This is a genomic window from Krasilnikovia sp. MM14-A1259 (assembly GCF_047159535.1).
In the GTDB taxonomy this organism is placed as follows: Bacteria; Actinomycetota; Actinomycetes; order Mycobacteriales; family Micromonosporaceae; genus Actinoplanes.
The window spans coordinates 5,318,544-5,330,044 of record NZ_BAAGAJ010000002.1 but is presented as its reverse complement, the minus strand read 5'-3'; the positions used below and the strand labels follow the sequence as shown (position 1 = coordinate 5,330,044).

Annotated in this window: 11 protein-coding genes and 1 pseudogene; 7 read left to right on the top strand and 5 right to left on the bottom strand. The window is 69.3% G+C overall.

Going from position 1 to position 11,501, the window contains the following annotated elements; translation table 11 throughout:
* Positions 1 to 14: 14 nt before the first annotated feature.
* From ACMCNK_RS24145 to ACMCNK_RS24130, 4 genes are read right to left on the bottom strand one after another with little or no spacing between them, the layout of a single operon-like run.
* Positions 15 to 1,007: an SDR family NAD(P)-dependent oxidoreductase gene (locus ACMCNK_RS24145; protein ID WP_412738645.1), complete on the bottom strand. Its 993-nt coding sequence runs from the start codon at positions 1,005 to 1,007 to the stop codon at positions 15 to 17.
* 37 nt (positions 1,008 to 1,044) lie between these two features.
* Complete coding sequence (locus ACMCNK_RS24140; protein ID WP_412738644.1) at positions 1,045 to 2,409, bottom strand: hypothetical protein; 1,365 nt, start codon at positions 2,407 to 2,409, stop codon at positions 1,045 to 1,047.
* Positions 2,406 to 3,902, bottom strand: a complete 1,497-nt coding sequence (gene pelF, locus ACMCNK_RS24135; RefSeq protein WP_412738643.1) for a GT4 family glycosyltransferase PelF — start codon at positions 3,900 to 3,902, stop codon at positions 2,406 to 2,408. The genes ACMCNK_RS24140 and pelF overlap by 4 nt, the downstream gene beginning before the upstream one ends.
* Positions 3,899 to 5,935, bottom strand: coding sequence for a hypothetical protein (locus tag ACMCNK_RS24130; protein WP_412738642.1), 2,037 nt, complete (start codon positions 5,933 to 5,935; stop codon positions 3,899 to 3,901). The genes pelF and ACMCNK_RS24130 overlap by 4 nt, the downstream gene beginning before the upstream one ends.
* Positions 5,936 to 6,457: 522 nt before the next feature.
* Between ACMCNK_RS24130 and ACMCNK_RS24125 the strand changes: the two genes are divergently transcribed.
* From ACMCNK_RS24125 to ACMCNK_RS24100, 6 genes are all read left to right on the top strand, one after another.
* Complete coding sequence (locus tag ACMCNK_RS24125; protein WP_412738641.1) at positions 6,458 to 6,715, top strand: hypothetical protein; 258 nt, start codon at positions 6,458 to 6,460, stop codon at positions 6,713 to 6,715.
* 592 nt (positions 6,716 to 7,307) lie between these two features.
* Complete coding sequence (locus ACMCNK_RS24120) at positions 7,308 to 7,718, top strand: VOC family protein (protein ID WP_412738640.1); 411 nt, start codon at positions 7,308 to 7,310, stop codon at positions 7,716 to 7,718.
* Positions 7,719 to 7,781: 63 nt separating this feature from the next.
* A complete protein-coding gene (locus ACMCNK_RS24115; protein ID WP_412738639.1) occupies positions 7,782 to 8,000 on the top strand; it encodes a ribosomal protein L7/L12 in 219 nt (72 codons plus the stop codon).
* A 158-nt stretch (positions 8,001 to 8,158) separates the two neighbouring features.
* Positions 8,159 to 8,389 carry a hypothetical protein gene (locus tag ACMCNK_RS24110; protein WP_412738638.1) on the top strand — a complete coding sequence of 77 codons (231 nt, stop codon included), beginning with the start codon at positions 8,159 to 8,161 and terminating at the stop codon, positions 8,387 to 8,389.
* 109 nt (positions 8,390 to 8,498) lie between these two features.
* Positions 8,499 to 8,882, top strand: a complete 384-nt coding sequence (locus ACMCNK_RS24105; protein ID WP_412738637.1) for a DUF6578 domain-containing protein — start codon at positions 8,499 to 8,501, stop codon at positions 8,880 to 8,882.
* Between the two features lie 287 nt (positions 8,883 to 9,169).
* A complete protein-coding gene (locus tag ACMCNK_RS24100) occupies positions 9,170 to 9,595 on the top strand; it encodes an acyl-CoA thioesterase (RefSeq protein WP_412738636.1) in 426 nt (141 codons plus the stop codon).
* Positions 9,596 to 9,686: 91 nt separating this feature from the next.
* Here ACMCNK_RS24100 and ACMCNK_RS24095 read toward each other — a convergent pair.
* Positions 9,687 to 9,938, bottom strand: a pseudogene (locus tag ACMCNK_RS24095) (transposase family protein); the annotation flags it as partial.
* Between the two features lie 317 nt (positions 9,939 to 10,255).
* Here ACMCNK_RS24095 and ACMCNK_RS24090 point away from each other — a divergent pair.
* Positions 10,256 to 11,497 (top strand): IS110 family transposase, encoded by a 1,242-nt coding sequence (locus tag ACMCNK_RS24090; RefSeq protein WP_412740737.1) that lies wholly within the window; start codon positions 10,256 to 10,258, stop codon positions 11,495 to 11,497.
* The last annotated feature ends 4 nt before the right edge of the window (positions 11,498 to 11,501 follow it).

Here is an 11,501-nt window from a genome sequence, read left to right as displayed (position 1 = left end):
TTTGGGGTTCCTCCTCAACGCGCGTAGGTGCCGGGTCGGTACTTGGCGAGGTTCGCCGGATCCAGAAACCAGTCGATGGTCAGCTTCAGCCCGGAGCTCAGGTCGTGGCCGGGAGCCCAGCCGGTGGCCGTACGCAGCTTGCTGCTGTCGCAGACCAGCCGCATCACCTCGGACTTGGCCGGGCGCAGCCGCTCGTCCTCCTGCCGTACCGGCACCGGGCGGCCCATCAGGGCGCAGATTGTCTCGGCCAGTACTCCCACGGAGATCTCCTCGCCGGTCCCGGCGTTGAACGACTCGCCGACCACCCGCCCGGCGGGCGCAGTGCCGACGGTGGCGAACGCCTCGGCGGTGTCGTGCACGAACAGGAAGTCGCGGGTCGGGTCGAGCGCACCCAGCCGGATCTCTGCGGCGCCGGCGGCGATCTGGCTGATCACGGTCGGGATCACCGCCCGGGCGGACTGCCGCGGCCCGAACGTGTTGAACGGCCGCAGGATCACCGTGGGGACACCGAAGCTGGCGTGGTAGCTGTCCACCAGCTTGTCGGCGCCGGCCTTGCTGGCCGCGTACGGCGACTGCGCCTGCACCGGATGGTCCTCGGTGATCGGCACGGTCCGCGCGGTGCCGTAGGTCTCGCTGGTGGACGTGTGTACCAGCCGGTCGCAGCCCTGCTCGCGTACGGCCTCCAGCACGTTCAGCGTGCCGATCACGTTGGTGTTCACGTACGACCGCGGCGCCCGGTACGAGTGCGGGATCGCGATCAGCGCGGCGAGGTGGTAGACCGTGCCCGCACCGGTGATCAGCTCGCGTACGGTGTCGCCGTCGGTGACATCGCCCGAGACGACCTCCACGTTGGCCATCACGTCCGGGCCGAGCGCGTCCAGCCAGCCCCAGGTGCCGAGCGAGTTGTACTGGGCCATGGCACGCACCCGGTAACCCCGCGCGACAAGGTTCTCGACCAAGTGCGAGCCGATGAAGCCGTCGGCACCGGTTACTGCGACCGTGGTCACGATGTTCCTCCTTCGGGATGCACAACGAAGCGGGTATTCAGATGTGGAGCTGGGCCCGGCGTAACGTCACGAGGGCGTAACCGAACAGGTCGCCCAGCAGGCCGCTCGCGGTGATCGCCTGGATGCTTTCCGGTGTTGCGAGCGGCACCAGTGCCAGGTTCGCGGCGAGCGCGGCCAGGCAGGGCAGCACCGCCGGGCCCCGCAGGTCGAAGGACATCAACAGCAGCGCCAGGAACAGCGCCGGACCGATCAGCACCGCCGCGACGACCGGCCCGGCGGCGGCCAGTTCGCCGGTGAGCAGCCGCGCCAGGCCGATCGCGGCCAGCACGAGCGCGACCAGCACGGCCAGGTATCCCGTGGTGACGCGGACCAGGGCGAGCGCCGCCCGCCAGCCGAACGCGCGCAGGGTGCGGGTCTCCGCCATCGCGCGGTGGGTGGCCGCGCGATAGCGGAACAGCAGCCACTCGGCGCCGCCCATGCTGACCGACAGCGGCAGCGTCAGGGCCAGAGCCGCCCCCACGCCGATCCGCGGGTCCGGGCCGGGGTCCAAGGCCCGGACCGCCGGTATGAAGATCAGCAGCGCGCCGGCCAGGGCACCGAACGCCACGTTCGGCAGCGCCGCGGCCAGCTCGGCCCGGCTGGGCAGGTGCGGGCGGACTCCCCACAGCGCCCAGCAGGCCACGGCGGCCGAGGCGGCCACGCTGAACGCGACGGCCGCCGCGAGCTGGCCGGAGCGACCGGCGGCCGGCCCGGCGACCAGGACGCCGACCCCGGCGGCGACGCCGGGGACGAGCGCGGCCAGCAGCCACCATTCCCGGCCCAGCACCAAGGCCACCGTGGCGGCCAGGACGTATGCCAGCTGACCGGCGGCGATCAGCGTGGCGGCCGGCGGGACACCGAGGGCGAAGCCCAGCGCGACCACCACCGCCGCCGCGGGCAGCGCGACCAGCAGGCCGGCGCCGCCCAGCACGGCCGCGGCCGCACCCCGGCCGGCCCGGCCCAACCGGACATAGCCCAGATAGGCCAGCCCCTGCCCAGCCGCCCAGGACAACAGCACCGAGACGACCAGCACGACGGCCGCCCGCGGCCCGGCGATCCGATCGGCTACGGCCAGATAGGCCAGCGCCGGAAGGCCGAAGACGACACCGCGCAGCACGTGAGTCACCGGGGTGGCCCGCCACGGGCCGGTGACCGGCCGGTCCGGCTGCGGCTCCGGCGGGACCTGCCGGAACAGCCGGCCGGCCAGATCGAACACGTCCCGGGCGCCGTGCCGCTCCCGGGCGGTCACGTCGTTGATCCCGCCGGCCTCCAGCACCGCGGCCACCTCGTACAGGTCGACGGCCGAGGCGCAGACCGGCGATATCCAGGCAGCCAGGTCGACGGGCGGGCTCTCGACGGTCACCGGGCACCGCCCGCCTCGGGATCAGCCAGTTCGAGATCGGCCGGGTCGAGGTCGCCGGCCGCCTCCCGGTCCGCCCGGAAGGCCAGGTCGTGATAGATCGCGTCGTAGCTGTCCACCGCCTTGTCCACGGTGAAGTTGGCCAGCGCCCGTTCCCGCGCCCGGCGGCCCATGTCCTGCCGCCGCGCATCGTCGCGCAACAGGTCCAGGCAGGCGGCGGCCAATGCCTCGGGTTCGCGCGGCGGCACCACGAGACCGGTGTCGCCCACCGCTTCGCCGACCCCGCCGACGTCGGTGGAGACGGTCGCCCGGCCCGAGGTCATCGCCTCGATCAGGGTGTACGGGAAACCCTCGGAGATGCTGGACAGCGCGACCACGTGCCCGGCTGCGTAGGCGTCGCGGATCTCCGCGACCCGGCCTTCGAAAGTGACCGCATCGGCCAGGCCGAGTTCGGCGGCCAGCGCCTGGCAGCTGTCCCGGTATCCCTCGCCGCCTTTCGGGGTGCCGCCGAAGATACGCAGCCGTGCGTCCGGCAGTTCCTTGTGGACCAGGGCGAAGCCGTGGATCAGGGTGACCAGATCCTTGATCGGGTCGATCCGGCCGGCCCAGGTGACAGTGGGCGTGTCCGGCTCCGCGCCGGCCGCCGGGAAGTCGCCCGGTTCCACCCCGTTGTAGACGGTCTCGATCCGCTTCGGGTCAGCGCCGAACGTCGTCTCCCAGCGCTTGTTGTACTTGTTGCCGGGGGCGATCAGGTCAGCGCTTCGGTACGCCGTGGTGCACAGCAGCCGAAAGAACGCGGCGAGCGTCGCCTTGAACGACCAGTGGTACTCGGCGGCGCGCAGGCCGAGGTACCGCTCCCGGAGGTAGACGCCGTGCTCGGTGAGCACCATCGGGGTCCCGTACCGCCACTTGGCGGCGAGACCGGGCATGGTGGCCAGCCCGTTGGTCACCGCGTGGGTCACGTCCACCTGCGGCGCAGGGCGCAGCAGCGGGCGCAGCGAGCGTTCGATGGCGTCCACCGCGGTCAGCGCGTCCAGCACGGTCGGCACGGCGATCGCAGCCAGCGCGGGGCTGGCCGACCACTCGTCGATCAGCCAGCCGGCCGCCGCCTCGCCGTACGGGGCCAGGCTGGCTTGGCCCGGATCGGCGGTGGCGCACTCGGCGAGGCTGCGCAGCGCCGCCTCGAACGCCCCGGCGTCCGCGTTCGCCGCGGGCCGCAGCAGGGCCTGGATCAGAGCCCGGTACGCCGCGGCGAGCGGGTCGCCGGGGCGGGGCCGGCGCGGCCGCGGCCGCCGGGTGACCGGCGGCCACAGCGCGATGCCGTGGACGGTGAGGTTCGGCGGCAGCTCCCAGACGGTCGGCTCGGTGCCGGTGGTCTCGATCGCGTACACCTCGAACTCGTGGTGCCCCAGACCGCGCACCAACTGGTCGCACCAGACACTCACCCCGCCGAACGACTGGGGATAGGTGCCCTCGGTCAGCATGGCTATCTTCACGCAAGCGCCAGGGTGACGGTGCCGTCGGTGGCGGTGGTCCAGGCCGAGCGCAGCCCGGCGTACGCCTCACCGAAGGTGGCCTTGCCCAGCTTGGTGCCGGTGGTGGCGGTGATCGGCACCGCGACCGAGGCCGGCGCGTCGATGTGCACCGTCTTGTCCTGGAGGTAGCCGCTCGCCGTGCCGTCGGCGACAGCGGTGCGCCAGGCGTTCTGCCGGCGCAATTCGAGACCGGCCGCGCTCATCCGCAGGGTCACGAACGGCGCGTTGTCGGCCACCAGCGAGCGGTACCGGCTGAGGATGCTGTCCATCAGGGTCAGCAGGAGCCGGTCCTCGGTGAGGTTGCTCTGGTGCGCATAGTACGGGCGCGGGTCGTTGTTCAGCATCCGAGTCAGCGACAGCCGGGTCTCCAGCGGCACGATGTAGTCCTGGAACCCGGTGCTGGTGTCCAGTGCCGAGATGCAGGTGCTGGTGGCCGGGTTGTCCGTGCAGATGCCGCTGCCGCCGTCGGCCCGGGAGGTGTAGATCCAGTTGTACTCGTCGGCCATCTCGCTACGTTTGGCCGTGTTGTAGTACAGGGTCATCGGGTAGCGCGGCACGGTCAGCGCCGGGCCGACCTGGATCTGGTCCGGCATCCGCGAGTTGTCCGCGGCGAGCCACTTGACGCCCTGGCTGGTCAGTGCCGGCTCCAGGTTCGGGTTGGTCTGCGGCTGCTGGGGCAGGATGTAGAGCCCAGAGTGCTCACCGGTGACCAGCTCGGTGGGGTCGATCGGCAGCTTGCGCGAGCCGTTGGTGGCCCATTTGACGTTCTGGCTGATCTCCGAGGTGATGGTGGCCTGGGTGACCCAGTCGGTGTCGCCGCTGGGGGTGGTCTTGCACTTCCACGGCACGACCGTGGTGTCCTGCACGCAGCCCAGGAACTCGTGGCTCCAGGTGTGGTTGGTCCACCGGAAGTTCCCCTTGAACAGCAGCAACGCGACGGTCAGCAGATCCACGCGCAAGGGGGAGGCGGAGGCGGCCTCGCCGCTGCCGTCGCCGTTGAACACCAGGTCGAAGGTGAAGTTGTGGCTGCTCTGCCAGGCTGCGACGGTCGCGACGTCGGCGGCGGTCATCCGGATGTTGGTGGTGGCCGGGCAGCTCGGGTCCGGGTTGAACTCGTCCGGGGTGCAGTTGCCGATGATGTTCCACCGGGCGTCCGGCAGGAATACGTCGTCCACCTGCACGGACAGGAAGTTCCGGCTGAGCCCCAGGTGCACCCCGCCGGTCATCCAGGTGACGATGCCCGGGGCGAGCAGCCGGAACTGCTGCTGGTTGCTGTTGTAGGAGAAGCTCAGCGACAGTTGCCGCCGGTTGTCCGCCCGGTACTCGGACATCAGGGTGGTGCCGGCGCTGCCGTCCGGCGCGGTGGCGGTCAACAGCGGCGTGGCGACCGCACCGGTGGTGGCGTCGACCGGCGACGGCACCGCGAGATAACCGTACGACTCGACAACGGTCGATGAGACATCCTCGAACGGCACCGACCCCTTCAGGTAGTTGAAGACGCTCGCGCCAGCCGCGGTCAGGGTCGCGGTCACGCCGTCCATCGGCCCGGCGTAGGTGGGCGTCTGCAACCCCACCCCGGCGCCGGGGTAGACGTACGCGTTCACCTGCGGGATGTCGAACTTCTGCTCGTACGCGGTGAGCGCGGCCCGTTCGGCGGCGTTGCCCAGGGCGTCCGGGCCGGGCATCACCACCGCCTGGTAGTGCGCCCGGTCGATCACCATGCCGCTGCTGGTGACTGTGTCCGCCAGGAACGCGGCATCGATCTGGGGCCGGCCGGTGTCGCCGAGGTTAACCTCCCGGTAGGGCACACCCTCCGACTTGAGCTCGGCAACGATCGCCGAGGTCGCGGGGCCGCCGTCGGTGACGACGAGCACCTTCAACTCGACCCGGCTACCGGTCGGTGCTGCCGCGAAGGCCGACGTGAACGTCAGTCCGACCGTCGCGGCGGTCGCGACCGCCATAGTCAATGCGGAACGCCAACAGCGCACCATCATTCCCTCTCCACTCAAGGTCTTTCGCGCACAGAGTTATGCCCTCGAACGGCCGATCGAAGGTCGAAGAGATTCGCGCAATTCCTGGGCCGCCCGTGCGGCCTTTCCGGAGCCGGAAGACCAGGCCGCCGGATCAGTCACGCGGGTCCGGCCGCGGCCTGCGGCCAGCGGCAATGACGTCGGGGGTGGACATGGTGGCGAACCCGGCGAGCTGCCGCCGGACGAAGCGCCGTAACGGGGACCGGGTGGCCGACCCGGACGCCGGGATTACTTGCATCCACCGCGGTTGGAGGAGTTCTGGGATTTCACCGAGGGCGGGCGTGGTGCCCGCAGTGTTCGTCTTCGTTCGAGGCGTTCGATGAGCACGCCGGCGAGCAGATCGATTGGCGGGTGACGGTGCGGGTGGTGGTGCACCGCCGTCGCCGGCACCGGTGGCGTTGCGGGTGCGCGGAGTCGAGGACGGTGAGCGTGCCGGGACCGCCGTAGGCGATCGGGAAGGGCCGGTTCAGCGAGGGGTTCATCGCGATGGTGTTGGTGGAGCGGTCCGTGGCCGGGCGCATCCGGAACTCGCTGATTGCCGGGCCGGCACGGCGAGGGACTGGCATCAGCGCGGCGACGCTGGCCGGGACCCGCGCGCTGGCCAGGGCCTGCGCGCTGGCCGGAACGCCACTTGCGCCGCTGGAAGAACAGACCGCCCGGTCCCCCGATTCGTGGCATCTGCACGCCGACGAAACCTCCTGGCACGTGCTCACCCCTGATGAGCCTGTTCGGTTTATCAGATGATGTCCGTCTTGATCAACTATGCGGCGTCGCCCAGGATACGGTCTGTTAAGAAGATTTCGGACCCGCTTCCAGTCGCGCACGCCGGCGCCTTCGACCAGCCGTGGCGGGCAGTGCGCGAGTGGGCCGACTTGCCGGGTGGCCGTCGTATTCGGCTCCCGCAGTGCGACTTGACCTGGCTCACCCGCGAGGGGGTTTCCCCGCACGGACGGGCCGTGGCGGGTTGATTACCGCCGTGATCCGGGGCGAGGTTCCGGCCGGTGATGGCCACGGTCGTCAGGTGGCCCCGCCTGCGGCGATACGCTTGGGATCCTGTCCCCTGAAGAGTGATGTGGTCTTCCGGCTCGGCTTCGCCCGCCGCCCGCGTGTGCGTCGACGAGCGGAGAGCACGGCGGTCAGATCCCGACGGTACGCGGCGAGAGTGTCAGAAGGCGGCCTCCCCAAGTCCGCTCCCAACAAGAGCCGTTCGCCCGAACGTCCAGAGCCCTACATCTGGACGGCGGCCGGACGACTGTCGACTTCCCTGACGAACTCGGTCCGCCGAGGCACTCGATAGGCTCGCGGCTGTCCGAGCAAACAAGTACCGGGGGCAGTGTTGAGCTCAGTCATCAACCACATCACCATCGATTGTGTCGGTGACCCGTACGATCTGGCGCGGTTCTGGAGCCTTGTCACCGGAAATCCGATCGGTGACGACGATCAGCCAGGCGATCCGGAGGCCGTCGTGATCCCGCCGACCGGCACGGGCCCCGTCATGCTCTTCGTCCAGGTGCCGGACGTCAAGACGGTGAAGAACCGGCTGCACGTCGACGTCAAACCCACCGACCGCACCCGCGATGAGGAGGTCGCCCGTCTGCTCGACGCTGGCGCGCACCTCGTGTCCGACCAGCGCAAGACCGATGGCACTGGCTGGGCCGTGCTCGCCGACCCCGAGGGCAACGAGTTCTGCGTTGAGCGCTCTGATGCCGAACGCGGCAGCGACGGACCCGATGCCACCGAGATCTGACCACGGGCGGGTGCACTCAAATACTGCAGACCGGACGCTACGGCGAGTTGCTGCGGCGTCCGGTTGCGCAGGCTGGCGGCTGTCGATCGCAAGCTGGACCTGATCATGGCCCATCCGGGTATCCGTGAACCCGAGCCCGATGTTCCCGGGCCGGTTCTGCAGGAACTTCTCGCGGTCCGCAAGATCCAGGCAATCAAGGAGTACCGCGAGGCGACCGGTGCTGGCCTGAAGGAGGCCAAGGACGCTGTCGAACTCCTCGCCACGCAACGCGGCATGGAATGACCGCTCGCCGCGGCTCAGACGCGGCCCGCGGGCGGGGGCGCGGCGCGCACTTCTGCCGCCGAGCGTGTGCATCGGCCCACTCAGAGCGGTTACGCGGGGTTACGCCGAAGGCCAGACGGCAGGCCCACGCACCTGATGTTGATGCCATACTTCGCGCCGTGGACGATCTCTCCTCGCCGGTCATTCTGGCGGGCATCGCGGTCTTGATGAGTGGCTCGGTCGCCGGCTTGAACGCTTATCAAGCGATCACGGGGCGAAGGCTGAGCAAGGCTCCCAGCAAACGGGACGACGCGACGATGAGGCGGCAATCAGCGATCGCGGCGCTTCTCCTGGGAACACTTGCCGTGTTGGGAATCGCGTTTATCGCCGCGGTCCAGATCAACTCATGACAAGCCGCAGGAGCCACTACGGTCCGGTCGTCGACATCGCCGGTCCGGCCTACTCCTGGCCGGGCTCAGCAGCCCCCTCCGGCTGGTCGAACGTGAGAACCACATAGCTGTGGTTGTGCAGCTCTGCGTGTGGATGGCCAGCTGGCAGATGGAGTGCTGCGGTACGCCTTTCCGGAAGGGCGCCGAGGTGGCGTGGCGGCTGCGGAATCCCAACTCCACCGAGCTGGCGTGGCTCGACACCGTACTTCACAACGGCGTTGCCGCGTCCATTGACGCCGTTGAGGACCATCACGGCGATTCGAGCGCTCCACTGACTGCGGGCGCCGTGGCCTCGATCGCCACGTTGCATTGTCGCTTCGCGCCCGAGCCAGTTGCCGGATCCGGGCTCGTGACGTCCCAAGTCATGGCTGGGAAGTGGAACGACGACCTGGCCGATCGACGCTTCGCCGGCTTCCTCGTACGCATCCTTACCCCGAACCCGGTTCGTCTTTAGGGCTCATCACTGGAGTCGGGTGGTCGAGCGGTGGGGTCCCGGCGGCTGGATGAGCCGACCCCGTTCCCGGATGGTTGAGCTGTGGCCGAGGCTCCGATCCTGATTGAGTGGCGACGGTCGTTGAGGACATGGTCTGCACGTGGGCCACGGATGAGTTCTGGCAGGTGGTACGCCCGTTGATTCCCGTTCCAGCAGCGTGGCCGCAGGGCGACGGGAAACGCGGGGCGCCGCCTTAGCGATCGTTCAGTTATGCTGATGTGGCCCTTGATCGGATTTAGGAGTGCGCGATGACAGAGTCGTTGCTGACCTACCGCGGCGCGGTGTACCCGTGGCACTGCGACCACATGGGGCACATGAACGTCATGTGGTACGTCGGCAAGTTCGACGAGGCGACCTGGAACCTGTTCACCACCCTCGGCATCACCCCGGACTACCTGAGGTCGTCCTCGCGCGGCATGGTCGCGGTGGAGCAACACCTCACCTACCAGCGCGAGGTCTTCGCCGGCGACACGGTCACCGTGCACTCCGCACTGCTGGAGGTCCGCGAGAAAGTGATGCGGTTCCGGCACGAGATGCGCAACCCCTCCGGTGAGACCGCGGCGGTCACCACACTCACGGGCGTACACCTGGACACCGTCCAGCGCGCCTCCTGCCCGATGCCCGTCGAAATCCTGGATACGGCCCGTAGCTTGCTCTCGGCCCAGACGGACTGAATTCGTATTCCGTTGTGCTCCAGCCCATTCGTTCCATGCCTTCCCGCGCACCGGCCCTGAGATTTGCCCCGCCGCGATCATTGAGCCTTTTTCATCCTGCGTAGCGGCCGGACTCGATGCAGTGCAGGACGAGGATGGCCTGCACGATCGCGGAGGCGCGGCGTGGGCAGCAGCGCAGCTTGGCCAGGATCTTCCAGGTCTTGAGCGTCGCGATCGCGGGTTCCCCGCGGGCGCGGATCTTCGCGTGGGCGCGGTTCACGACCTTCTGCCGTCGTGACAGCTTGGGTCGGTAGCGGCGCCGTTTGAACGGGGTGCGCACGCTGCCGCGAGCGCCTTGGTAGCCCTAATGGGATCAGAGCGGGTCGGGTTTGTCGCGACTCCTTTGGTAGCCCTGGCGCTCGACGCCTCTTGATAAGGCGGGAGCTGTGGCCAGGGCCCGGCCCGCTCGGCAAGATCGGGTCCGCTTGGATTCGTTCGTGGTTCGAGCCCGCCAGCACGGAACATCCCTCGGTGATCCGGGGCCAGGAGCCCTCGACGTAAGACGGGGAGCCGTGCCGGTCGCTGGGATCAAGGACGGCTCATCGGATGTCAGGCCATCGAGCCTTTCCATTAGGGCGCCGCGCGATCCCGATCCGGGCCAGGACCAGCCCGAACCCCGGCATGGAGGACATATTGAAGATCACGTGCGGCATCGACTGGGCAGAGAAGCACCACGACATCGCCCTCATCAACGACGACGGCGCCTTGGTAGCGAAGGCGCGTATCACCGAGTCCGTCGAAGGGTTCCAGACGCTTCTGACGATGCTGACCGAAGCCGGCGACAGCAGCGACTGCCCGATCCCAGTAGCGATCGAAACCCCACGAGGGCTACTGGTCGCCGCGCTGCGCGCCACCGGCCGCCCGGTCTACCCGATCAACCCCATGGCCGTCGCCCGCTACCGGGAACGCTACTCGGCATCGGGCAAGAAATCCGACCACGCCGACGCGGTCGTGCTGGCGAACATCCTGCGAACCGACCGGCACGTGCACCGGCCACTGCCCGCCGACACCGAACTCGCCCGCTCCATCACGGTCCTCGCCCGCGCCTGCCAGGACGCCACGTGGCGGCGCACCCGAGCCGGCAACGAACTACGGTCGCTGCTGCGCGAGTACTACCCGATGATGCTGGAGGCGGCCGCCAACCGCAGCGGCAACCTGGCCACCCCGCTGACCCGAGCCCTGCTCGAACTCGCCCCGACCCCCGCCGCAGCACGCACACTGTCCAAAGCCCGCATCGCCGCCGCGCTGCGCCGAGCCGGCCGCTCCCGCAACATCGACCAAGTCGCCGGCGAGCTCCACACGATCCTGCGCCGGCCCCATCTGCGTCAGGACCCGCTCGTCGAGCACGCGATGGGCGTGCAGGCACTGCGGCTGCTGGCCACACTCACCACGGAATGCGCGAGCATCGAGCACCTATCCGCGGCTGTCGAGACGGCGTTCCAGCAGCACCCGGACTATGAGGTCATCACCAGCTTCCCCGGCATCGCAGCCCAGGCCGGTGCACGGCTGTTGGGCGAGATCGGCGACGACCGCACCCGCTTCACCGATGCACGATCGTTAAAGGCTTTCGCCGGAGCAGCACCGGTGACCCGCGCTTCCGGCCGCAGCCTGATCGTCTCGCAACGCCGGATCAAGAACGATCGACTCGCCGCGGTTGGCTTCACCTGGGGATTGTCAGCGCTCAACCAGTCACCCGGCGCGCGAGCCCACTACGACCGGCGCCGAACCACCGGCGACGGTCACGCCGCCGCCTTCCGCCACCTGTTCAACCGCTTCCTCGGCTGCCTCCACCACTGCCTGACGACACGCCAGCACTACCAAGAAACGACTGCCTTCCCGATCGCGGCGCCCGTCGCTGCTTGACAGT